Consider the following 23,543-nt stretch of genomic DNA (forward strand, 5'->3'; position numbering starts at 1 on the left):
TTAACTAAAATAAATAAGAATCGAAAACAGTAGGGCTAATTCAGATATTTGCTCGGAGGCTCCTAGCGTATCGCCATTAAAACCAGAGATTTTATGCTTTAAATAACGACCAAATACTGTAGCAATAATACCCACTAATACACATAAGAAAGTACCTATGTGCCAAGCAAACATAAAGCTTGAAAGTAACGCGATTGGTGCTCCAACATAAACCCATTCGTGGGGCGTTAATTTACCAATCATAGATATAGCTTTAGATTTTCCCAACGAAACATAAGGTAATTTGTGCATGATAAGGATAGGGGTTACCCTAGCTAAAGCATGAACAAACAACCAAAGAAGTCCTCCTATCAAAACACTTTGTGTTAAAGCAAGAATTTGAGTCAATAATAGCCACTTGAGACTAAGCACACACCAAATACCAATGGCAGCGTAACTCCCAAGCCTTGAGTCCTTCATAATTTCTAACCTTTGTTCTTGCGTCCAGCCACCAATCAGACCATCAAGGCTATCCATCAGGCCATCTTCATGAAAAGCACCTGTTAGTATCACACTGGATATTATGATTAACAAAGCAGAAAGAGAATCAGAGAAATCAAACAGCAAAGGCCATGTACTAATTGAAGCAATAATGGCACCAACTAAAGGTAAAAAGGTAACCGCTTGAACATGGGGAGCATCATCTTGCCACTCATGTTTAAGTGGCAAGCGACTATAGGTGATAACAGAACGTTTAAAGCCTTCGATTAACATGGCTTTTGTCGGCCAAGGCTGCTCTATTAAACCAAGTAACCATGCTTTCATCTTGTTACCACCCTAGCATTACTAAGTTTTTTCTTGGCTCACTTCAGCGCTTTCAAAGCTTGCCATGTTTTTCAAAAATAAGGTCGCACTTTCAATCAGTGGCAAGGCCAAAATTGCACCAGAACCTTCACCTAGCCTTAATGACATAGATAATAAAGGCGTCACTTCAAGATAGCGTAATAAAGCTGCATGTGCTGTTTCTTGTGATTCATGAGCAAAGATAGCAAAGCCTTTTACATTTTCGTCCAGCTTGTAAGCCAGTAAATAAGCCACACTGCAAATAAAACCATCAACAACAAACGCGATTTTGCGCTCTGCAGCACGTATCATTGCCCCTGTCATAGCAATAATTTCAAAACCACCACACTCTTGAGCAATAAGTTGTACATCTAATTCAGAAATAGACTTTCGGTACAAATCTCTTGGGTGATCGTCTTTAATTCTTTGCTGTGTTTGCTCGATCACTTTTGCTTTACGAGCAATACCCTCTTCACTTGCACCAGTACCAGGTCCAACACAACTTTCTGCTGATAATCCCGTTAAAGTAGCCATCATACAAGAGGCCGTAGTGGTATTCCCTATCCCCATTTCACCAAACATAACTAGATTAGATCCAGCTGTTTTAGCCCTGTCTACTTCGTCAAAACCAACCTGTAGAGCCGCTTTAAACTCATACTCTGTCATAGCTGCTTTTTTAGTGAAGTCTTTCGTGCCATTGGCGACCTTACGTTTAGATAATAGGTTATGGTCATCAAAAATAGACTTAACACCCACATCAACAATGCGAAAAGGCACTTTATGTTGGGCGCAAAACACATTTACAGCAGCACCACCAGACAAAAAGTTAAGCACCATTTGATAAGTCACTTCCTGCGGAAAAGGGCTAACATTTTGTGCTACTACCCCATGGTCAGCCGCAAACACTATCATATGAGGTTTATTGATTTCAGGCTCAAGGCTTTGTTGAATTTGCCCCAATTGCTTAGCTAAAGACTCAAGTTGTCCTAACGCACCTAACGGCTTGGTCTTATTATTAATCTTATCTTCTAGTGCGGCATCCATCGTTGTACTGACAGGCGCAATATTAAAACGAGCATTAGCCATTCTATTTCCCTAAAAATTAGGCTTTTTTCACAGCACGTTGACGTACTGCCTCATATAAACAAATACCCGTAGCAACGGATACGTTTAAGCTTGAAACCACACCAGCCATAGGCAATTTCACAAGGTAATCACATTGTTCACGAGTAAGGCGACGCATACCGTCTCCTTCTGCACCCATAACAATCGCAGATGGAATCGTCAGATCTTGCTCATACACAGTTTGTGTCGCTTCACCTGCTGTACCAAATATCCAAACACCTTTATCTTGTAGCTTCTTCATAGTACGGGCTAAGTTAGTCACGGCATAAACAGGAATACTTTCCGCCGCGCCACAAGCCACTTTACTAACCGTTGCATTTAAAGGTGCAGACTTATCTTTTGGCATAACAAGCGCATGAGCACCGGCAGCATCAGCACTTCGTAAACAAGCACCAAGGTTATGCGGGTCTGTAATACCATCCAAAATAATAATCAGAGGTGGTTCATCCAAGTTTTCAACTAACTTATATAAATCAGCTTCTTCTTGAGAGCGTGTCATTTTCGCAAATGCAGCTACTCCTTGATGTACAACACGCTCTTGGCTGCTTTTGAAAAGCTGGTCAATTTCACGTCTCGCAACAACATTTACTTTTATGCCATTCTCACGACATAAAACCTGCAAACGTTTAATTTTTTTATCATCACGGCCTTCTTGAAAACGTATCTCTTTTATTCTTTCAGCTTGCTGAAGCAATAAGTTTTCAACCGCATGAATACCATAAACCCATTCTAAATCTGACATAGTGATATTTTTTCAACTCAATATTATTAGTTATCAAGCCTACCCAAGCAGATACTTAAGTAGGCATTCAGCAGAGGTTATTTACCTGCTTTAATCTTGAGAGCGTGCCTTAGCATTGCTCTTTTTACCTTTTTTCTTCGCTTTTTTAATTGCGCTTATTTTTTTTGCTGCTGCACTTTTTGGCTTCTTCGCAGGCTTAGCACCTTTGTTAGCTGTATCCGTTTTTTTCTGACGGATACGCTTGCCTTTAGATACGCTTTTTTTCTTATGTCGCTTTTTCGAATTGGCCTTATCTGCACCGCCCTCTGTTGACTCACCTTCTTGCTTAGGCTGCTTTTCTGTCAACGTCTCAGAGGGTTTAGAAGGACGACTTGGCGCGCCTAATTCCATTGGTGGTAACTGAGCTAACTGCATTTCAAGCTCTGATAAATCAGATTGCTTTTGCTTTGCCGCACGGGGTGCTTTTTTCTCAGACACAATCGCTAAGTCAATTTTACGCTGCTCAAGATTCACCTGAGCCACAGTCACTTTCAATCTATCACCAAGCCGGAAAACCTTAGCGGTACGCTCACCAACAATCACCTGCATTTCAGGGTCATGGTGGAAGTAGTCATTGCCTAAAGCAGAAATATGCACTAAGCCATCAACAAACAGGTTTTGTAATTCGACAAAGATACCAAAAGGTGTCACTGCTGTGATCACACCGTCAAACTCTTCACCTAGATGCTGCTCAACATATTGGCATTTAAGCCAAGCTTCAACATCACGGGTTGCTTCATCAGCACGACGTTCAGTAATAGAGCATGAATCACCAAAACCATCCATATCGGCATCATCATAGCCATAGATCTTTTTCGCTTTCAGTTCTTCACTACCTGCAACTCGAATAGCTTGGCGTAACTTAGGTCGACCTTCCCCTCGGATTAAATAGCGAATCGCTCTATGTACCAATAGATCAGGATAACGACGGATTGGCGAAGTAAAGTGCGTATAAGCGTCATAATTCAAACCAAAGTGGCCTACGTTATCCGGCGAGTAAACAGCCTGACTCATTGAGCGTAGAATCATAGTTTGAATACTACGAGCATCCGAACGCCCTTGTATATCCGCTGATAAAGTCGCGTAATCATCTGGTGTTGGTTTTAGTCCACCACCAATAGACAGACCTAAAACAGATAAGTAATCACGTAATGCAATCAACTTTTCTTCTTTTGGCCCTTCATGAATACGGAACAAAGCTGGTAAACCAGACTTTAATAAGAATTCCGCTGTCGCCACGTTTGCACATAACATACATTCTTCAATTAGCTTATGGGCATCATTACGTTCTACTGGCACGATTTGATCAATCTTTGAGAACTGATCGAATACCATACGAGTTTCAACCGTATCAAACTCAAGTGCACCACGTTCATCACGCGCTTGACGCAACACTTGATAAAGCCCTGCTAGATCATCAATGTGAGAAACGATATCAGCATACCTTTCTCTTAATGCTTGGGCCTGTGGCTCACGCTCACCCTCTACAGGCTCAGCGATCATGTGCGCAACCTTGGTATAGGTTAAACGGGCATGAGAACGGATCAAACCTTCATAGAATTTATAACTGCGCATTTTTCCGCGAGAGGTTAATGAAATCTCCGCGACCATTGCCAGACGATCAACATCAGGATTTAGAGAACAAAGGCCGTTTGATAAAGCTTCTGGCAACATTGGAATAACACGACCAGGGAAGTAGACAGAGTTGCCCCTAACAATCGCTTCTGCATCTAATGCGCTGCCTTTTTTAACATAATGAGACACATCAGCAATGGCCACATAAAGTTTCCATCCACCCGGTGTTTTTTCACACATTACCGCATCATCAAAATCACGAGCATCTTCACCATCTATAGTGACGAAAGGTCGATCTCTTAAATCAACACGGTTAACTTTATCTTCTTCTTCAACTTCTTCGCCGATATTCTTAACTTGCTTGATAACAGCATCAGGCCATTCGTGCGGCACTTCATATCTGTGTAACGCCACATCTATTTCAAGCCCTGGTGCCATGAAGTCACCTAGTATTTGAGTAATGACACCTTTAGCAGCATTACGCTTATCTGCGTACTCAGTAATTTCAATGACAACATACTGGCCGTGCCCAGGATGTAATCCGGTATCTTTCGCCAGCAATATATCTTGTGACAGTCTTGGGTTTTCTGGGGTCACAAACTCAGCTTGGCTTTCTTTATAATAGCGGCCAACCAAACGAGCATGTTTATGTTCTAGTACTTCAACAATAACACCATCAAGACGGCCACGAACGGTACGACCAGAAGGGCGAACTCGAACCTTATCGCCATCCATAACCAGCTGCATTTGGCGGGCAGAAATAAAAATGTCATCGGCATCATCACGCAATAAAAAGCCATGTCCTTCTTTATTACCCTGAATATAGCCTTCATGAAAATCATCTTGAGCTAACGGCGAGTATTCATTATTGATACAACTCGCTTGATGATCACGAGCCATAGCAATCAAACGGCGACGTAATGCTTCTATTTCGTCCTCTCCAGTCAAGTTAAAAGCGTCACATAAAGCAGGATGTGAAAAGGCTTTATTTTCTGAGGCTAAGAATTCGAGTATATATTCACGACTGGGGACAGGGTTTTCATATTTTGACGCTTCGCGCGCTTGAAAGGGATCGATAGTATTTTGTTCTTTGTTGGTTTTTTTAGACAACGTTGGTATTCCTTGATTTGATCAATTTGATGGCGTCTAGATAGAAGAGCCTTGCACATCACATTGTCAAACAACCCGATGTTCAGCATTTACTGTTAATTTAGCTTCTGATTCAGCATAGCAAACGCGCGACTATTATAGAGCAGTGCGTCAAACACAGATAGAAGTTTTTACCTTAGGGAAGCTTATTCCATCTCTTTATAAGATCTGACCTCATATTCTATAGAAGCTTAATGACACTTTTAGGTCGAAGCTTAAAAAAGGAGAAGATTTATAGATCGATTTATTCGTTTGATTGGTAATTCCACAACAAACCCCTATATGAAAGGGTGAAATTCACCAAGATATGAAAAGAAAAACGCAAAATTCAGCTAAAAAAGCCTATATTTATAATTAAATTCAGAAAAAAAACAGTCATAAACACTAACCCATCTAATTTTTAGATGGGTTAGTGTTTGTTTTGTTAGGCTCTATGACGCTCTAATTCCATATCCTGCATCACTTTGGTGGAAATTTCTTCCACAGATAAATGAGTAGAATCCACATATAAAATACGCTCTTGTCGATAAATCGCTTCAACTTCAGCCACTTCATATCGACACTGTTTTAACGAAGCATACTTACTCTGAGCCATGCGCCCTGTTCTAATCTCATGCAATCGATTCGCATTAATGGTTAAGCCATAAAGGCGTTTCTTATGAGGTTTCAATACTTTAGGCAAACCATTTGATTCAAAATCATCTTCGTTCAATGGATAGTTAGCCGCTTTAATTCCGTACTGCATTGCTAGGTATAAACTGGTTGGCGTTTTACCCGAACGAGACACCCCAAGTAAGATGATATGCGCTTCTTCTAAGTTCTTTACAGAACAGCCATCATCATTAGCCAAAGCATAGTTAATCGCATCTATACGGCCATCGTAGACCCCTTCCTTAATACCATGAGCCTTTTGTGCAGTGGGTCTTGCTGGTACACCAAGGGCTTTTTCAATAGGTGAAAGTAGATCGCCAAACAGGTTGTAACAATGACCACAAGAGGCTTGTATTTTATCGCGAATAATATGATCTGAGATGGTGTAAAACACTAAAGGTACTTCCCCAGATTTCGCGTCTTCTTCCAATTGCTGACAAAACCCTAACGCCTTATCCACAGTCGTTAGAAATGGCACACTTTTGGTATCTATCTTCACATCAAAAAAAGACAACATGGCAGAACCGAATACTTCTGCGGTAATTGCCGTCCCATCAGATACAAAATACACCTTCATTTTTATCTCCAAGTCGTTGTTAAATTGTCACATTTTTGCAGGTTAAACTGGCAATTATGTTGTTATGTAACGACATAGCTTTTCCCGTTTGAAATAAAACCACATCGAATATTCAATTTTGTTGATTACCCATTCGCTACATACAATGAGCTCAATGAGTAAAGGTGGCAAGCCCAAATGCAAATCAGCAAATGGCGCACGAGAATACAGATAAGCATGTAATCACACTTTGAAAATCAAAGCTCAAGACGCAAGCACGAGAGAAACCGTTCGTAAGAACAAACAAAAAAATAACGAATACAAATCGCACGTAGGAGTGATACAGGTGAGCAATTTCATTAAGTGGTTTAAAGATTTAGGTATTGACGATGTCGGTACTGTGGGCGGCAAAAACGCCTCTCTAGGCGAAATGATTTCCAATCTAACTGAACTTGGCATTCAAGTTCCAAACGGCTTCGCAACCACTTCTTATGCTTATCAAACTTTCCTAGAGCAAAGTGGCCTTAACAAACGTATCCACGATTTATTAGATACTTTGGATGTTGATGATGTGCATGCCTTAGCAGAAGCAGGCAAACTGATTCGTGAGTGGGTAGAAACAGAAGAGTTCTCTGACGAATTCAACAAAGAAATCGAAGATGCTTACGCCGTACTTGCTCAAAATAATGCCGAAGCGTCTTTCGCTGTACGCTCATCAGCTACCGCAGAAGATTTACCTGATGCCTCTTTTGCTGGCCAGCAAGAAACTTACCTTAATGTTATCGGCCTTGAAGACATCAAGCTTTCTATCAAGCGTGTTTTCGCTTCTCTATACAATGACCGTGCAATTTCATACCGTGTTCACCAAGGCTTTGAACACAAAGGCGTGGCTATCTCTGCGGGTATCCAAAAAATGGTACGCAGTGACATAGGCGCTTCCGGTGTTCTTTTCACTCTGGATACTGAGTCTGGTTTTGATGACGTTGTTTTCATCACCTCAGCATACGGCCTAGGTGAAATGGTTGTGCAAGGTACTGTTAACCCTGATGAATTCTTCGTACACAAGCAAACCTTGGCTGCCAACTGCCCAAGTGTTGTCCGTAAAGCATTGGGTAGCAAAGCCCAAAAAATGGAATACGCAGATGCAGACAGTGATGACGAGTTTGTTAAAATCGTTCCTGTTGCATTAGATAAGCAAAAAGAATTCTCTCTAAGCGACCAAGAAGTTGAAGATCTAGCTCGCCAAGCTTGCATCATCGAAAAGCATTACCAACGTCCAATGGACATTGAGTGGGCTAAAGACGGTATCGATGGCAAACTTTACATAGTACAAGCACGTCCTGAGACAGTACGTAGCCAAGAAAATACACAAAGCATGGAAAGATTCCGTCTTAAGCATGAAGGTGAAATCATCACTGATGGCCGCGCAATCGGTCACAAGATAGGTTCTGGTACCGTCAAAGTCCTTTCTTCTATCACTGAAATGGACCGCATCCAAGAAGGTGATGTGTTAGTCACTGACATCACTGACCCAGACTGGGAACCTATCATGAAGCGTGCTTCAGCGATTGTCACAAACCGTGGTGGTCGTACTTGTCACGCAGCAATCATAGCCCGTGAGCTTGGTATTCCAGCGGTAGTTGGCTGTAACGATGCCACTAGCGTCCTTAAAGATGGACAAGAAGTAACTGTTTCTTGCGCACAAGGTGACCTAGGTGTGGTTTACGAAGGTCTCATCGACTTTGATATCATCACATCTGAAGTTGGCGAAATGCCAGAAATTCCAGTTAAAGTCATGATGAACGTCGGTAACCCTAACCGTGCATTCGACTTTGCCATGCTGCCAAACGAAGGTATCGGCTTAGCGCGTCTGGAATTCATCATCAACCGTATGATTGGTATTCACCCGAAAGCGCTGCTTAACTTTGATAGCCTAGATGCTAGCTTGAAAGAAGAAATTTCAGAGCGCATTGCAGGTTACGCATCACCAGTTGATTTCTACATCGACAAATTAGTCGAAGGTGTTGCCACACTTGCTTGTTCTTTCGCTGATAAGCCAGTCATTGTCCGTCTTTCTGACTTTAAATCGAATGAGTACCACAATCTTGTTGGTGGTCCTTTGTTCGAACCAGATGAAGAAAACCCAATGCTAGGCTTCCGTGGCGCAGCACGCTACATAGATGACTCTTTCCGTGACTGTTTTGCACTTGAATGTGAAGCGATGAAACGTGTTCGTAACGAAATGGGCTTCACTAATGTACAGCTGATGATTCCATTTGTACGTAACCTAGACGAAGCACGCCTAGTCACCGAACTACTGGCTGAACAAGGTCTAGTACGTGGCGAGAATGGTCTGAAGCTGATTATGATGTGCGAACTGCCTTCAAACGCACTATTAGCTGATCAGTTCCTAGAATACTTCGACGGCTTCTCAATTGGCTCTAACGACTTAACTCAGCTAACACTAGGCCTTGACCGTGATTCAGGCCTGATTGCTGATAAGTTCGACGAAAGAAACGACGCAGTAAAGATCTTGCTTAAAATGGCAATCAAAGCATGTCGTGACAAAGGAAAATACGTGGGTATCTGTGGTCAAGGACCATCAGATCACCCAGATTTCGCTGACTGGTTAGTGGCGCAAGGCATCGAAAGTGTGTCCTTGAACCCAGATACCGTTGTCGAAACTTGGCTGCACCTTAATGAAGTTATTGAAAGCACTTCATTAAGTCAGAAAGCCGTTTAATCGCGGCCCCCAGTAAAGTGATCTAATCATTATTTAGATCGCGTTACTCTCTAGTTTTTAGCCCTGCAATGCTCATTGCGGGGCTTTTTTTTGCTTATAGAAGGTTGAGCTTTACTCTTTAAATAGCTAAATCCAACAAACCAAATGCGACAAACTAATTCTAGGCTTGATCCCAATAAGGGTTATCACCAAACCTTGTACTCACAAAATCCATCAAGGCCCGTACCCTTTGCGGTACAAAACGATTCTGCGGATAAACAAAATAGATATTTAAACTAGGTAAGGTGTAAGTCTTTAAAATCTGAACTAGATCTCCTGTCGCCAATGCTTGCCAGGCTAAAAAGCTCGGCAAGAAAGTAACCCCATGACCCGCCTTCACCATCTGTAATAAAAAGTCCCCATTATTGGCGGTCATTTTGGCGTTGAGATTGACCTTATGTGCCAGTCCTTTTTGATCGAATAAAGAAAAGTGACTCTGACTCCCCGAGCCATACTTTAGATAATCAAAATAACTCAAGTCTGCTGGTTTTTTAGGTTCGCCCTTTTGTGCTAAATAATCTGGACTTGCCACCAGCACATGATGAGAAGGACAAATTTTTCGAGCTTGGATACTAGAGTCTTGCAGGTCTGCTATACGCAATGCTAAATCAAACCCTTCTTCAACAAGATCCACCTGCCGATCAGAAAAGTCTAGCTGAACCGATATGCCTGGATGCTGCTTAATAAATAAGTCAATCGCCGAGCTTAAATGCAGTAAGCCGAAGGAAAGAGGAACCGCTAAACGAATACTGCCACTTAAGGCTTTCGACTCATTTACCATATCAAGGTGTACTTCATCCACCTGATCAATCAGCTTCTGCGCCTGTGCATAGTAACGCTGGCCAATATCAGTCAAGCTAGATGTACGTGTCGTACGCTGAATCAGACGACACCCAAGCCGTGCTTCTAACTCACTCAGACGACGACTGACTGCAGACTTTGCAATCCCAAGCTGCTCTGCGGCTCGCCCAATTCCTCCCGCATTAACCACGCGGATAAAGAGCTGCATATCTTCTAGTTGACCCATTTTCTCTACCTTGCAACAGAATTATATTGTTCTTATTAAAAGAACGATCATTTGATTTTACAGCTGTTTATTCAAATTTAAAGTAGGAATAAGCTAACCCTATATTCACTCAACCTAAAGCTTCACTGAACATATGAAGCAAGGAGATAAGATGACAAGTTTAAAAACAGATGAAAGCACAGCTATTAATAGAGAAGTAATAGGAATACATAATGGACAAGCGGCAATGGATGGAGACGGCGTTAAGCTCACCCGCATCATAGGCACACAGACACTTAATATGCTGGACCCATTTCTACTACTAGATGCATTTGAATCTGACCAAGCACAAGACTATATTGGCGGTTTTCCTAGTCACCCACATAGAGGTTTTGAAACCGTCACCTACTTATTAGCAGGCCAGATGCGACATAAAGACAGCGCTGGCAACGAAGGTCTCATTGAGCCAGGTGGCGTACAATGGATGACAGCAGGCAAAGGCATAGTGCACTCTGAGATGCCAGAACAAATAGATGGTTTGTTAATGGGCTTCCAGCTTTGGGTCAATTTACCAGCCAAAGACAAGTTTTCTGAACCAGCTTATCAAGAGTTCCCCGTCGATAAAATTGCTTTAGAAAAACGAGCAACAGGCACCCAAATTCGAGTCATTTCTGGGCAAACAGACCAAGGTACTCTAGGGCCTGTTATCAACGAAGCAGTCAAACCAAGCTATTTTGATGTGTCTTTAAAAGCTGGAGATAAGTTTGAGCAAACACTCGCAAAAACGGATAACACCTTTATATATTTAATCGAAGGTCAAATCTCGCTAGGCAACAAAGCCACAAGGATAGAAGCAGGTAATCTTGCTATTTTAAGCCAAGGTGAAAAAGTAACCATTAACACTCAAGTAGATAGCCGCTTCCTCTTGGTATCAGGCCAACCCATTGGTGAACCTGTTGCCCGAGGTGGCCCATTTGTGATGAATACCAAAGCAGAAGTCATGCAAGCTTTTGCAGACTTTCAAGCAAACCGTTTTTAACAATAAAAACGGATGAGAAGTCACCAAAAACAAGCACTGGATGTAAACATGCCAGTGCTTGTTAAATTAAGGAACCTGCGAATAAGTCCTCCCGCCTCAGCGTGCGGATAAAAGCAACTAGATTTATGGCGAGGAGCGCAACTTAATAGTTATTCTATTGATAAGATCCTCAACTTAAAGATAGGGCTTTTAGACCACGCCCTGCGGGTCTTTGAAGAATACCTAAACGGCATTTCAGAAAAAGTATCACCCTGTGTTGTCCCTTCTCGAAAGGTACCTACACTGGCTTTCTATTAGTAAACGCAAAGTAACGCCTTGTATGATACTTTTTCCCATATACCTTAGAAGAGAAGACTGAGAAGAGGTGACTTAATCGCAGGTTCCTTAATCGTCTTTACTAAAAGGATGCTTTAACAGCTTTTCTTTCAAATCGTCTGACAAAGGCTTAGATGCTTTTTCTTCATGATCAAAATGAACATGAACAGCGGTGCCTGATGCGCATTTACGTCCATCTTGCCAAGCTTCCTGATACACATCGAAAGAGCTTGAACCAATACGTGAAACACCGCTTCTTAACTCAATATCTTCACCATAAAACAGCTCCCCGTGAAACTCCACATCGAACTTAGCGAGAATTAACTGCCACTTTTTTAAGGACAAATCTGGTGTAAAAATCTGAAAAATAGGGTTTCTAGCTCCCTCAAACCAAACTGGTAACATGGTGTTATTTATATGGCCTAGGCCATCGATATCTGAGAAACGCGTTGCTATCTTTTCTACTAACATAACCAGCCAAATATTAAATTAAAAACTAAGCATGCCATAACCTACTGTAATATCAAGTGACGAAAATAAATTTCTAATACGCTTCATTGAAATGCATAAAAATGTAAGTAAATCATTGATGTCTATAAATTATAAGGCGTCACTATATTAATTTTACTCTCTAGCAAACTGGCTTTTGGAATCACTTTTTGAAACATGAGTATCTGGCTAAAAGCCCGCCTCACATCCTCTTCTAAATCATGATCTATGATCAAGTCCAACTTATGAGACATCAATAGAGCCCTATTTTCTTGGTCGAGGTCGTGACCAATAAAAACGTCAATTGGGCGAGATAAGGTATCAAACGCATCTAAAATAGCTTGGTTACCACCACCTACACTGTAAACACAATTTATGTCGCTATCTTGTTCAAGCTGGGATATCAGCTTGTCATAGGTTGCTTGATATAAACCTTGCCCGCCCGGGATCTCGACAATATTAATCCAAGGAAAAGACTCTCGAATCAAACCTCGAAACCCCATTTCTCGCTCTTCTTCTCCTCGAAATTCCTGACGGCTCAATACCACAGCCACACTCGCTTGTTGCTGCTTCAATAACCTACTCAGCATATAAGCTGCCGTACGACCTGCAGCACGATTATCTATTCCGATATAGGCAAGTCGTTTGCTATAAGGCAAATCTGTCACCAAGGTCACCACAGGAATATTCATGTCAAATAAGTGATCAACACCTTGCTTGATAAGGCTTTCATCTGGTGCTTTTAAAAGCACACCATTTGATCCACTTGACTCACACCCCAGTAAGCATGCATTCAACTCAGACAGAGAAATAGACTCAAACAGATGAAACCTTGGATGAATACGACAGCCAGGTAGCGTTGCTAGATTAGCCAAGATAGCCTGCTTTACCGCATCAGAAAAACGCTTAGGTGCTTGCATAATAATATCGATATACAAGGTTCGCCCAAATGTATTCTGTAAACCTTCTTGTTCTTCTAACTCCTCAAGCGCTTTATTCACCCTTGATCTCGTTTGAAAACGCACTCCTTTGCGGCCATTAAGCACTCTATCCACTGTGGCCGTACTTAAACCTGCTTGGGCTGCAATTTGTTTAATCGAAAACTTATCATGCATTTTTTGATGTCTTTTTGATGTTTTTTAGAGGCACTGATGATTTCTTGTCATGCTAGCATTTCTCTCATCAAAATAAAAAACGCTGGAGCAAACCAGATGCACAAGATGAAATCAGTCCAAGCACACACCTCTTTTAACAACAAAAATGACATCAGCATTGATGACTTTAAACTGACCTGTGAACAGAAAACACAGACATCTCACTACCCGTTAGCATCAGATGTCGTCAAGAACATCCCTATTTATCAGGGAAAGCACCTTCGCCTTTATTGTGAGAATGATGCTCAATCACTGGCATGCAAAACAGAACTTTTGAAAGCACTAAAAGATGGGCCTGGGGTAATTGTGATTAAAGAGGCCTATTCAAACCTAGCCCATCTCGATGCCATGAGTCAGGTCTTTGATCAACTACTTATGGAAGAAAAAGAGAGCAATCTAGGAGGAGATCACTTTGCAAAAGCGGGTAGCAATAGCCGTATTTGGAATGCCTTTGAAAAAAGCGCACTCAAACAAGCCGACACCTTTATGCATTATTATAAAAACCCAATTCTACAGCTTGTCAGTGAGAGTTGGCTGGGCCCTCATTATCAGATTACTAGCCAAGTAAATACAGTCCATCCAGAAGGAGTCGCTCAGTCTCCACATAGGGATTATCACCTAGGTTTTCAGACAGAAGCAGAAGTAAGCCGCTTCCCCTTACATCTACAAACAAGCTCAAGCTTTCTCACCCTCCAAGGCGCTATTGCCCATACAGATATGCCTATTGAGACAGGCCCAACACTTGTTCTGCCCCACTCACAACATTATCCATTAGGCTATCTTGCTTGGCGCAATGAAGCATTTAAAGATTACTTTGAACAAAAAGCCGTACAACTTCCATTAGAAAAAGGCGACGGCATTTTCTTTAGCCCTGCGCTCTTTCATGCCGCTGGCAGTAATCATACAAAGAGCCAATCTAGAGTCGCCAACCTATTGCAAATATCCTCTTGCTTTGCAAAGCCTATGGAAACCGTCGATCAATATGCCATTAGCCAAGCCCTCTACCCCACACTCAAAGAACACTGGCAATCAAGCTTGACCGAGAGTGAAAAAACAGCCCTTTTAAGTGCCGTTTGTGATGGTTACGCCTTCCCAACTAATCTAGATAAAGATGCCCCTATTGCGGGCATGGCACCTATGACCTTGGCCCAACTGACTGTACAAGCGCTGAATGATAATTTAGCCTTTATAGATTATCTAGCTCACTTAAATTCACATAAAAACCGAAGAAAGGCATAAACGCCTAAAAACAGAAAAGGTTGTTCTTATTAAAGAAACCACCTTTCTCTTTTCTCTTTTCTCTTTTCAACCAAGCAAAGCACTTGATCAAAAGAAGCTCTCAACCAAAATTACCGACTGACTAAAATAAGCTTTTAAGCTTTTTCTTTAGATCTTCTTTTTGCTTATCAAGTTCGGCTTTTGCTTTGGCTTTCGCCTCTTCTTTTAGCTGATCCTGATAACTAGAGAGCTTGCTTTTCGCTAGATCAGATACTTTATTCGAAAGCGAATCTAGATCCGTTTCCATGAGATCAAGTTGTTTCACTTCATCTTTATAATCACCCGCATACAGGGCTAATTTATCATTCAACTTACGCTTAAGGTCCTGCTCTACTTTTGCTTGTCTTTGCTTAAGCCTATGCTTGAAAGCACGGCTCAGTTTCTTATCTAAATCACTCTTAATACCCACACTGGGTGACTTAAGTTTCCCGGTAACATCGCCACTAAAATTAAAAGTATCAATTGTAGCAAGGGCTAAAGACATCTCTTTGGCGAAACCATTACTCACACTTGAACTAAAGCTGGCTTGGCTAAAGTCCCCTTGAGCGTCGGCTAAAATCGATGTTTGATCAAGCTTAGCTTGGCCTGTGATGTCTAAACTCGCCGCCTTTAAATCTAAACCTTCTAACCCTAATGCTAGATCTTGGATTTGCCAGTTTTGGATCGCTAAATCAAATTGGTTATCCACCTTTTGATGTCGATAATCCAACACGCCATCTAGCTTAAAAGCGGCCATATGAGTCAGCTTATTACCGCTAGCTTTTAGCTTAATAGGTTTATTAATCACATCAGGTTGCTGGCTAATATCCTGAACAAGCACCTGTACATCACCACCGGCTAACTTGAGACTGAAAGAGAGTGACTTAATCCAGAAGTCAGGCAAAGGCCTATCTGTCTCGAATGGCACAAAGCGCCCTTCTTTCTCAGCTACCTTATCTGCTTCTTTTTTGTCTGAAGCGAGAAGTGACAACAAGGTGTCATAATAACCAAGGCCTTGCTGGAGATAGCCATTTATCTTATCGCCTAAAATTAAAGCCGATAGGTTCTGGGCACCAACAGCCTCCAAGGTGTATTTACTTTGAATATTATGAATGTCTTGCCCTGGTGCACTTTGTAGCTCTGGCCATTGCTGGCGTATGTCTTTATTCGCGTTCGACAAGGCTTGTTTCGCCGCTTTTATTGCCGCTTGATCAGCCTTAAATTTAGCTTTTAACTGATCAAAGGTCTTCTTACGGGCCTTAAAGTCATCAAGCGATTTAAATTTACCCGATAAAAGCTGCTTTATCTCAGCCTCATAACTTTTCAGGTCAGCCTTATTGGGTAATGCTTGATTCGCTTGATCAATTTTAAGCTTATGCGCATCAATCGAAGCCTGCATTGCTTCACCTCGAGTTACGGTTAGCAGAGGCTCACGAGCTAATAACTCATCGGCTGTTGGCAATGCGTCTACTGCTCTTTCAGACAAGTCATTTGCTTTGTTTGATGTATCTTTATCTTGTGTCGAAGCAGCCTGAGAATTATCACTTGAGCTTGGTTGTTTGGTAACAGTTTGGTCAGAGGCGCTTAATGCCCCCGAAGTCAGCCTATCCGTATCAAATGCAACATCCTCTACCGACACATTCTCAATAATGATTTTACCCATTAATAAAGGTAAGAATAAAAGGTCAGCCTCTGCCCTATCAAAGCTAACAAGGTTTTTCATAGGGTGCTTTTTATCGGTCGCCTCAACCTTGTTTAATACCAGCTTCACAGGGTTAAGCTCAACATCTACAGAAGCCACATCCAATTTAGCGCCTAAGGCCTTCGAGCCGAATGCTTCAATACTAAGCTTGATTAAAGGGCCTGCTGCAAAAAACCAGAACGCCAATATCAAAAGTAAAATAGCACTAAAGCCAGCCAGCCCAGTCCAACGAATCCACTTAGTCATTTAGGACTCCTAACTTGTCATAGACTTGATAAAATTTAGTTGCCTTTATCATACGGCTAATTTTAAGCGTCTTAATCCAAGCCATAAAACGCTTACGATAAAGCCTAATAAAAATCAGCGAGCCCATAAAAATAGGAAGGCACAAAATAAGTGACAGGCTTAATCCACCTAGAACCAAGGTTTGGTTAAATTGCATGAGTCGCCAGAAATCACTTTGATAAAGCCCTGTCCAAAATGCGTTTAGTTCGGATGATGTCAGGAGAGCTTCCCCCAAACTAATCGAAACAGAATTAATCCCGAATGCCGTTAAGCTAAAGAGCGCTAAGCCTAGAAAAAATGCCGTTAAATTGACTCTCACCATTAATACAATAAAAATGAGTATGAGATTATGAAAACTCATAAGAGGGGTTAAACCTAAGAAAAGAGAGAAGGCAAACCCTAACGAGATCTGACTTGGTGAAGCATCACTGTTTAGCAACTTCAAAAAGTTGGCGAGCATTTCCAGCATGGAGAATATATCCGATAATTTTAAACGGCACAGATGATAAAGAGGATTGTCTTCAAAAGATATATACTCCATAGGGAAACTGCGATTAAGTCACCTCTTCTCAGTCTTCTCAGAAAAAGTATTAATCAAGGCGTCACTTTGATGTAATGTAGGTACCTTTCGAGAAGGGGCAACACAGGGAGATACTTTTTTCTGAAATGCCGTTTAGGTATTCTTCAAAGACCCGCAGGGCGTGGTCTAAAAGCCCTATCTTTAAGTTAAGGATCTTATCAATAGAATAACTATTAAGTTGCGCTCCTCGCCATAAATCTAGTTGCTTTTATCCACACGCTGAGGCGGGAGGACTTATTCGCAGATTCCCTACATAGCGATATTTAAATTGAGGCTTTGCAATGACACATACATTTAGTTCGTCAAGACTCACTGTCTTAGAGGCCAATAACCTATTAAGTTCACCAGACAAAGCCAGCCTTAGTCAAAAACGGCATGATACAGAACATCTAGATAAAAAGCAGATTGATAAAGAAGAACTTTATCAAAGCATTATCAAGATCCTCACCCCAGAGGTCGTGTCTCAATTACCGCCATATTTTTCAGACATCAACTCACGAGAAAATGCCCAAATCTGGTTCGAGCGCATGCTAGATGAGAGCCTGTTATTTTTAGTTTATCAAACTGAATTACAACAACTTATCGGCTTTAGTTTTATCTACCTTGAACAAACAGATGAAGGACAGAAGAATGCACACCTAGGTTATCTACTAGCGCAAGCGTCTTGGGGAAAAGGCTTTGCAAGCGAACTCGTCAGCCATTTAATTGAACATATTAAAACAAGAGACCTAGCAGACACACTTATTGCAGGTGTTGATGAAAGCAATCTCGCCTCCATTGCTCTACTCAAAAACTTAGGTTTTAACCAAAGTAAAAGTGATGTGCCTGAAAACCTCTTTTTTCAGCTTAAATTAAACAACTAAACCCTCAGCTAAACCCTCAACTAAAAACCTAGTTTTTAACTAGGAACATAAAGAAAAGGACTTTTATGTACACCCCGAAAAACCTAACTATGGAAGACACAGCACAGATCCACGCTTTTATGAAAGCGTTTAGCTTTGCTGTCTTGGTATCGAACACGAATAATACAACAGACGATAAAGACGAAATAAAAAGCCATCAACACCATGAAATAAATAACCTAAATGGCACTCACTTACCTTTCCTGCTGAATGAGCAAGAAGGCGTTTTATATAGCCATATGGCCAAAGCTAATCCTCATTGGAAAAGCCTAGAGGGCACAGAAGTTCTGATTATTTTTTCAGGCCCTCATGCTTATATCTCTCCCACCTGGTACGCTAAAAGCCCTGCTGTTCCCACTTGGAATTACGCCGCTGCCCATGCCTATGGCAAAGTAAGTTTATTAAATGATGATGACACCCTAAAAGTTATCAACGACACATTAAAAGCTTACGAGCCTTCATTACTCGAAACAAATGAAGAAGGAAATAAAGAGCCTGTCACAGACGAATTCAAACACAAACTACTTAGCGCCATCGTCGGCTTTAAAGTCGAAATCACAAAACTAGAAGGTAAATTAAAGCTTGGGCAACACAGACCTAAAGCCGACCAAGAAGGGGTTTACAAAGCCCTCTCAGAATCACCAAGATTAGATGATCGAGCCTTGGCGGAATACATGAGAAACATGGATATAGGTTGCGGAAACTAGACGCTCAGAAGACTAAATAAAAAAGTAATGAATGGAAGAAAAAGGGGGAAATCCACCATTCATTACATTTAGCCCTTTAAACAGGATCTGCTAAGCATGCCTCGATAACAGATAGAGGCCCGAAGGACTCATGTATCATTGTTACTTTAAAGCCAGCACTTGCTAACAACTCATGCCATTGACTTAAGCTTCTTTCTTTACCATTTAAAGTCAGCATCATATGAAGGTCGAACATCTTACTTAAATGCGGTTCATCGGTTTCAGGAACTGGCCCAAATTCAGCAATATATAGCTTACTTGTCGGCTTCATTGCGTGCTTGATATTTCCTAATATCTTTAAGCAAAGCGCATCATCCCAATCATGCAAGATATGTTTTAAGAAATAGCCATCTTGATTTTCAGGTACTTGTTCAAAGAAGTTTCCAGCCTGTTTTGTCATTCTATCTAGTGGTAATACATTATCTATCACAGCAGCTTGATCAAATAAAATCCCTTCTAAATTAGGATAACGCTGCAATAAAGAAGCAAGTAAATCACCATAAGCACCACCTAAATCAACCAGAGTATCTAACTCAGATAAATCTAATGACGACATAGACTCAATCATGGCAATTTCATCTTGGCTATAACTTCCCATCGCCTTGGCAAATACATCTAAATGCTTTGGTCTCTTTTCAAACAAACCAAAGTAGTTATCTAAATCAAAAATGGCTTTAGGCGCTGGTGTTGAGCTCACCATGTAATCTGATAAATGCGTCCATAAAAGAACATGCTCATAACCGGCTTCAAGCAACACTTTATCTGTAAGAGACATAGGATGTTTAGTAGTTAGAAAGTCACCAAGCTCAGTGAGACTGAATTGATCATTGTCTTGTTTTAAAATACCTAATGGCGCAAGCGCTCTAAGAAGGCGAAAACAATTATCTTCATTCACGCCAGTACGCTCGGCTATTTGAGTAGCTGTCGCGGCTTGCTGCTGAAACGCGTCACCCATATTATGCTTAACAAATGTAAAAACCATTTGTGAAACCCAATGCCCTGTCGCGTATTGTGCTATTTGTTCAACTGAATTCATCTCTTCCCCTTACAGTCTGCTTCATAAAAAACAACGTTATTATGACAAAGCAAACTTAAGGGATTCTTAAGAGACTGAAGAAAGAAACACTCGATGTATATCAAAAGAGCCTCTTTACCTTTTTCACAATTCTGCTGGCTAAATCAATCAACTCAACAATATCAGTACGTTTTAAAGACAAGACCAATGTCTGGTCATACCTTCCATAACCAATGTATTGAAACAGGACTTTAAGTTGGATTTTATTTTTTATGTTGCTACACCAACCGTCCATAAAATGTCATACGGGCCGCTTCTGAAAGCGCAATATCAGGTTTGGAGTTATAAGCGAGTACCACTAGCATACGTGTGGTGTTGCCTTGGGTTGGGGTAACTCTATGTATGGCGTTGCGGCCACGGAATAACACTAGTGCGCCTGGATCTATGGCAAGTTGTTTTACTTGTGCTTTGCCAGAAAGCACATCACTGACGCCTTCATAATTCATTTCTCCCGCATCGGCATCTCGCATATTTTCTATGTATTCAAATACACCACCTGCTTCTGGCTTTTGGATCAACAAGGTGATCGCGAAAGAGGAGTTATCAAAATGCCAACCTAGCTCTTGCCCTTCGCTGGCATAATGCAAGTTAATTGAAGACAGGTTATCACCATATTCGTAAAGCCCTTCTTCTTCTAACACGCTAGCTAGAAACCCTCTTAAAAGGCTTGAATCATATAAGCTTCTTAATACTGAATCTTGATCTATTTGATCATCTGTAATGCAGCCTTTTGAGGAGTTTACTTGCTGGTTTCTAGCGTGTTCTAGGGGGAAGCTTGGATCTATTTCGTTCAAATAAACATTATGACTTGATTGAGTATAATAGGCTGAATCCTTTTTTAGATTGCCCTCATCTACAATAGCTTGAATCACATGCTCTTGAAGAAAGTTAGGTAAAACTAACGCGCCTTCTTGCTGCAAAGATTGCTTACAAGCTTGTCTAAAGCTTTTGTTTTCAATTGGATATTGAGCTTGATTGATATAATCCGATAACGGCATTGTGACCTTCCTTATTGTTATTTTTTGACACTCGGTTAAGTTTATACAAACAGGTTAAGGTCATTTCAGCTGTATGAAAATCAATCATTTTTTCAGTCATCGTTAAATTTTTCTTAACACCCCATTTTATAAATAAGGCTTAACAAGAAGCTTGTTTTAACCTTTAATAATGGCAGAGCAATCACCATTATCCCACTAAGATTAAGGCAAACTATGTTAAAGCTCCCCAGTACAAACAGCTTACTGACATTTATAAGTGCGGCACAAACAGCTAGTTTTGCCAAAACAGCCAAGCTACTTTGCCTTACACCAGCCGCGGTAAGCCAACAAATTAAGCAGCTTGAAGAGCAATTAGATGTTTCCCTATTTCAACGCTCTAAACAGGGAGTTGAGTTAACTCAAGCAGGTCAGCAGTATTTATATACTGCCGAGCAGGTGGTTGAGAAACTTAAGCAGGGCTACGCTAGTCTTAGGCAATTAAAGCAGCAAGATATCTTTACGCTTCACGCCTTTCCTTCGGTGGCGACTAAATGGTTAATGCCCAAGGTATTAGATGCCATGCAGGCTGACCCTGAGTTAGAAATACGGGTTGAAGCCAGCCACTCTCACATAGATTTTAACTTAAGTAATTGTGATGCTTGTATCAGCTTTGGAGAGCAAGAAGAATCATTAAATCATCAACTCATTTTTCAGGATAATGTCAGTCTGGTTGCAAGTCCGACACTTGTTAATGAGCAACTAGCAAAGAGTTTAAATACCTTACTGACACTTCCCATGATTCATATTGATTGGGGAGATGATAATCAGTTTTTACCCGGCTGGAAGGAATGGCTGAGAGCAGCAGGCTATCAAGAAAAAGAACCTAATAAAGGCCCGCAGTTTAACTTATCTAGCATGGCGATAGAGGCCGCGATACAGGGTAAAGGCCTCTTATTAGGACAGGATTTATTAATACAAAATGAGCTAAAATCAGGTCAACTAATCAAATTAAGCCCTATCACATTACCGCTCAAAAAAGCCTACTACCTTATCTATCCGGATCGCACCAAAGACAAGTTAGCTGCCATGCAGTTTATTAAGCGGCTTAGCTCTGACAGTTAATGCCCTGAGATAAAATTAAGGTGCTATAAATTAATCCGCTGTAAGTTAGTACCTGAGCTTTTTTATAGCACTATGCCTTTATTCTTCATGAGGCTTTTTATATTTATAAACAAGTGCTTTCAGGTTTCTATCATTATCCTTTTCAGGAAAGCCTTGGCTGTTTTCCAATCTGTGATTGAAGATAAAATCATCCCCAGCATGCTCAGCAATCAATGCAATAAACGCCTGTTCAGATAAGTCTGGGCTATTGGCACATAACAACAGCTGAGCATCGTGATTCACTATCTCAGGCAAACGTCTTAGGATTTTTTGATAATCTTTTGTTAGCTCAAAGCTGCCTTTTTGAAAGCTTGGAGGGTCGATGACCACAAGATCAAAAGGCCCTGTTTTTTTCAACTTACCAAAAGACTTTAAAATATCATGAGGGTAGAAACTTACCTCTTTCATAAAGCCATTTAACTTATGATTAATTTTGCCTTGTTTTAATACGCCATTGTTCATATCCATATTCACAACAGAAGTAGCACCACCTTGCATCGCAGCTAATGAAAAGCCACAAGTATAAGAAAAGAGGTTAAGCACCTTCTTCGTTTTTGCATTTTCCATCACAAAAGCACGACCGTTATACATGTCAGGGAAGATTCCCGTATTTTGATGCTTTAACAAATCAACCTGATACTGAACCCCTTGCTCTTTAATGATATGAGGTTGAGGAAGCTCACCATAAAACACTTGGTTTTTGGTATCTCGCCCTGCTCTTTGTTGAAAGACTAAACCTTCAACCTTACCTTCTACCTCTGGTACTTTTTGCCAAATAGCCTCAGCTAAGGCTGCAAGCTCAGCTTCATCAATCGCTTGATAAGACACTAAGAAAAGAAACGGCGGATAAAAATCTAAGTTAATATGCTCTAACCCTTCATAGCAGTGCCCTCTCCCATGAAAAATACGGGCAAGTTCATTCTGCACTAGATTCGCTTGCTCAAGTGCATTTAATAGTGCGTTGTAGGGAGTTAAAACAGACATGAAAGCTCCAAAAATAGATTTGCCGCGCATTATAGGTCAAAAGGCTTAAAAGGACACCAAGGGAACCTGCGAATAAGTCCTCTCGCCCCAGCGTATGAACATAAGCAGCTGGATTTATAGCGAGGCGCAACTTAAAGATGAAGCCTTTAGACCACGCCCTTCGGGTCTTGCAGAAACAGTAACACCCTGTGTTGTCACTTCTCGAAAGGTACCTACATTACATCAAAGTGACGCCTTGCTTGATACTTTTTCTGGCAAGACTGAGAAGAGATGACTTAACCGCAGGCACCCAAGCTTACTCATTGATCTATTTACAGAATTAAAAACTGTTCAATAATCACTCAATTATGTCTTATAATTTATACTGAGAACTTGGTAAGAAGGCCTTATAAACCGATCAATAGCATGTTGATTAAACTATTCTTTGCCT

General features: G+C 41.1%; 19 protein-coding genes. 6 read left to right on the forward strand and 13 right to left on the reverse strand.

Annotated features, from left to right (window positions below; genetic code table 11):
- From Q0A08_RS08865 to Q0A08_RS08885, 5 genes are all read right to left on the reverse strand, one after another.
- Entirely contained in the window at positions 1-804 is an 804-nt protein-coding gene (locus Q0A08_RS08865; protein WP_438466415.1) for an adenosylcobinamide-GDP ribazoletransferase, read from the reverse strand.
- 21 nt (positions 805-825) lie between these two features.
- Positions 826-1,908, reverse strand: a complete 1,083-nt coding sequence (gene cobT, locus Q0A08_RS08870; RefSeq protein WP_438466417.1) for a nicotinate-nucleotide--dimethylbenzimidazole phosphoribosyltransferase — start codon at positions 1,906-1,908, stop codon at positions 826-828.
- Between the two features lie 16 nt (positions 1,909-1,924).
- Positions 1,925-2,689 (reverse strand): 23S rRNA (guanosine(2251)-2'-O)-methyltransferase RlmB, encoded by a 765-nt coding sequence (gene rlmB, locus Q0A08_RS08875; RefSeq protein ID WP_438466419.1) that lies wholly within the window; start codon positions 2,687-2,689, stop codon positions 1,925-1,927.
- 90 nt (positions 2,690-2,779) lie between these two features.
- Positions 2,780-5,413 carry a ribonuclease R gene (rnr, locus tag Q0A08_RS08880; protein ID WP_438466421.1) on the reverse strand — a complete coding sequence of 878 codons (2,634 nt, stop codon included), beginning with the start codon at positions 5,411-5,413 and terminating at the stop codon, positions 2,780-2,782.
- 463 nt (positions 5,414-5,876) lie between these two features.
- A complete protein-coding gene (locus Q0A08_RS08885) occupies positions 5,877-6,680 on the reverse strand; it encodes a pyruvate, water dikinase regulatory protein (protein ID WP_438466423.1) in 804 nt (267 codons plus the stop codon).
- 325 nt (positions 6,681-7,005) lie between these two features.
- On the opposite strand from Q0A08_RS08885, the gene ppsA reads away from it, so the two are divergent.
- On the forward strand, positions 7,006-9,402 hold the full coding sequence (ppsA, locus tag Q0A08_RS08890; protein WP_438466425.1) for a phosphoenolpyruvate synthase: 2,397 nt from the start codon (positions 7,006-7,008) through the stop codon (positions 9,400-9,402).
- A 160-nt stretch (positions 9,403-9,562) separates the two neighbouring features.
- Here ppsA and Q0A08_RS08895 read toward each other — a convergent pair whose 3' ends face one another.
- Complete coding sequence (locus tag Q0A08_RS08895; RefSeq protein ID WP_438466427.1) at positions 9,563-10,468, reverse strand: LysR family transcriptional regulator; 906 nt, start codon at positions 10,466-10,468, stop codon at positions 9,563-9,565.
- Positions 10,469-10,619: 151 nt separating this feature from the next.
- On the opposite strand from Q0A08_RS08895, the gene Q0A08_RS08900 reads away from it, so the two are divergent.
- On the forward strand, positions 10,620-11,486 hold the full coding sequence (locus Q0A08_RS08900; RefSeq protein ID WP_438466428.1) for a pirin family protein: 867 nt from the start codon (positions 10,620-10,622) through the stop codon (positions 11,484-11,486).
- Between the two features lie 384 nt (positions 11,487-11,870).
- Here Q0A08_RS08900 and Q0A08_RS08905 read toward each other — a convergent pair whose 3' ends face one another.
- Both Q0A08_RS08905 and Q0A08_RS08910 read right to left on the reverse strand, forming a co-directional pair.
- Positions 11,871-12,272: an acyl-CoA thioesterase gene (locus Q0A08_RS08905; RefSeq protein ID WP_438466430.1), complete on the reverse strand. Its 402-nt coding sequence runs from the start codon at positions 12,270-12,272 to the stop codon at positions 11,871-11,873.
- A gap of 122 nt (positions 12,273-12,394) precedes the next feature.
- Positions 12,395-13,405: a LacI family DNA-binding transcriptional regulator gene (locus tag Q0A08_RS08910; protein WP_438466432.1), complete on the reverse strand. Its 1,011-nt coding sequence runs from the start codon at positions 13,403-13,405 to the stop codon at positions 12,395-12,397.
- Between the two features lie 96 nt (positions 13,406-13,501).
- Here Q0A08_RS08910 and Q0A08_RS08915 point away from each other — a divergent pair, with 96 nt between their 5' ends.
- Positions 13,502-14,683, forward strand: coding sequence for a phytanoyl-CoA dioxygenase family protein (locus Q0A08_RS08915; RefSeq protein WP_438466434.1), 1,182 nt, complete (start codon positions 13,502-13,504; stop codon positions 14,681-14,683).
- 121 nt (positions 14,684-14,804) lie between these two features.
- Here Q0A08_RS08915 and Q0A08_RS08920 read toward each other — a convergent pair whose 3' ends face one another.
- The gene (locus Q0A08_RS08920) at positions 14,805-16,649 is read right to left on the reverse strand and encodes a TIGR03545 family protein (RefSeq protein ID WP_438466436.1); all 1,845 of its coding nucleotides are present in this window, start codon (positions 16,647-16,649) and stop codon (positions 14,805-14,807) included.
- Positions 16,642-17,157 carry a TIGR03546 family protein gene (locus Q0A08_RS08925; RefSeq protein ID WP_438466438.1) on the reverse strand — a complete coding sequence of 172 codons (516 nt, stop codon included), beginning with the start codon at positions 17,155-17,157 and terminating at the stop codon, positions 16,642-16,644. The genes Q0A08_RS08920 and Q0A08_RS08925 overlap by 8 nt, the downstream gene beginning before the upstream one ends.
- A 392-nt stretch (positions 17,158-17,549) precedes the next feature.
- On the opposite strand from Q0A08_RS08925, the gene Q0A08_RS08930 reads away from it, so the two are divergent.
- Positions 17,550-18,131, forward strand: coding sequence for a GNAT family N-acetyltransferase (locus tag Q0A08_RS08930; protein ID WP_438466440.1), 582 nt, complete (start codon positions 17,550-17,552; stop codon positions 18,129-18,131).
- 65 nt (positions 18,132-18,196) lie between these two features.
- A complete protein-coding gene (locus Q0A08_RS08935) occupies positions 18,197-18,877 on the forward strand; it encodes an FMN-binding negative transcriptional regulator (RefSeq protein WP_438466442.1) in 681 nt (226 codons plus the stop codon).
- 76 nt (positions 18,878-18,953) lie between these two features.
- On the opposite strand, the gene Q0A08_RS08940 is transcribed toward Q0A08_RS08935, so the two are convergent.
- The gene (locus Q0A08_RS08940) at positions 18,954-19,952 is read right to left on the reverse strand and encodes a methyltransferase (RefSeq protein ID WP_438466444.1); all 999 of its coding nucleotides are present in this window, start codon (positions 19,950-19,952) and stop codon (positions 18,954-18,956) included.
- Positions 19,953-20,209: 257 nt separating this feature from the next.
- A complete protein-coding gene (locus Q0A08_RS08945; RefSeq protein WP_438466446.1) occupies positions 20,210-20,989 on the reverse strand; it encodes a HalD/BesD family halogenase in 780 nt (259 codons plus the stop codon).
- A 213-nt stretch (positions 20,990-21,202) separates the two neighbouring features.
- Here Q0A08_RS08945 and Q0A08_RS08950 point away from each other — a divergent pair, with 213 nt between their 5' ends.
- Positions 21,203-22,090, forward strand: a complete 888-nt coding sequence (locus Q0A08_RS08950) for a LysR family transcriptional regulator (protein WP_438466448.1) — start codon at positions 21,203-21,205, stop codon at positions 22,088-22,090.
- Positions 22,091-22,168: 78 nt separating this feature from the next.
- On the opposite strand, the gene Q0A08_RS08955 is transcribed toward Q0A08_RS08950, so the two are convergent.
- A complete protein-coding gene (locus tag Q0A08_RS08955) occupies positions 22,169-23,113 on the reverse strand; it encodes a class I SAM-dependent methyltransferase (protein WP_438466450.1) in 945 nt (314 codons plus the stop codon).
- Between the last annotated feature and the right edge of the window lie 430 nt (positions 23,114-23,543).

Origin of the sequence: Marinomonas sp. PE14-40, assembly GCF_051623805.1 — a bacterium.
In the GTDB taxonomy this organism is placed as follows: Bacteria; Pseudomonadota; Gammaproteobacteria; order Pseudomonadales; family Marinomonadaceae; genus Marinomonas.

Bases quoted from the DNA above. Each gene is read 5' to 3' on its own strand.
- Q0A08_RS08865 (WP_438466415.1), bottom strand. From the start codon at position 804: ATGAAAGCATGGTTACTTGGTTTAATAGAGCAGCCTTGGCCGACAAAA.
- cobT (WP_438466417.1), bottom strand. From the start codon at position 1,908: ATGGCTAATGCTCGTTTTAATATTGCGCCTGTCAGTACAACGATGGAT.
- rlmB (WP_438466419.1), bottom strand. From the start codon at position 2,689: ATGTCAGATTTAGAATGGGTTTATGGTATTCATGCGGTTGAAAACTTA.
- Q0A08_RS08885 (WP_438466423.1), bottom strand. From the start codon at position 6,680: ATGAAGGTGTATTTTGTATCTGATGGGACGGCAATTACCGCAGAAGTA.
- Q0A08_RS08895 (WP_438466427.1), bottom strand. From the start codon at position 10,468: ATGGGTCAACTAGAAGATATGCAGCTCTTTATCCGCGTGGTTAATGCG.
- Q0A08_RS08900 (WP_438466428.1), top strand. From the start codon at position 10,620: ATGACAAGTTTAAAAACAGATGAAAGCACAGCTATTAATAGAGAAGTA.
- Q0A08_RS08905 (WP_438466430.1), bottom strand. From the start codon at position 12,272: ATGTTAGTAGAAAAGATAGCAACGCGTTTCTCAGATATCGATGGCCTA.
- Q0A08_RS08910 (WP_438466432.1), bottom strand. From the start codon at position 13,405: ATGCATGATAAGTTTTCGATTAAACAAATTGCAGCCCAAGCAGGTTTA.
- Q0A08_RS08915 (WP_438466434.1), top strand. From the start codon at position 13,502: ATGCACAAGATGAAATCAGTCCAAGCACACACCTCTTTTAACAACAAA.
- Q0A08_RS08920 (WP_438466436.1), bottom strand. From the start codon at position 16,649: ATGACTAAGTGGATTCGTTGGACTGGGCTGGCTGGCTTTAGTGCTATT.
- Q0A08_RS08925 (WP_438466438.1), bottom strand. From the start codon at position 17,157: ATGCTGGAAATGCTCGCCAACTTTTTGAAGTTGCTAAACAGTGATGCT.
- Q0A08_RS08930 (WP_438466440.1), top strand. From the start codon at position 17,550: ATGACACATACATTTAGTTCGTCAAGACTCACTGTCTTAGAGGCCAAT.
- Q0A08_RS08935 (WP_438466442.1), top strand. From the start codon at position 18,197: ATGTACACCCCGAAAAACCTAACTATGGAAGACACAGCACAGATCCAC.
- Q0A08_RS08940 (WP_438466444.1), bottom strand. From the start codon at position 19,952: ATGAATTCAGTTGAACAAATAGCACAATACGCGACAGGGCATTGGGTT.
- Q0A08_RS08945 (WP_438466446.1), bottom strand. From the start codon at position 20,989: ATGCCGTTATCGGATTATATCAATCAAGCTCAATATCCAATTGAAAAC.
- Q0A08_RS08950 (WP_438466448.1), top strand. From the start codon at position 21,203: ATGTTAAAGCTCCCCAGTACAAACAGCTTACTGACATTTATAAGTGCG.
- Q0A08_RS08955 (WP_438466450.1), bottom strand. From the start codon at position 23,113: ATGTCTGTTTTAACTCCCTACAACGCACTATTAAATGCACTTGAGCAA.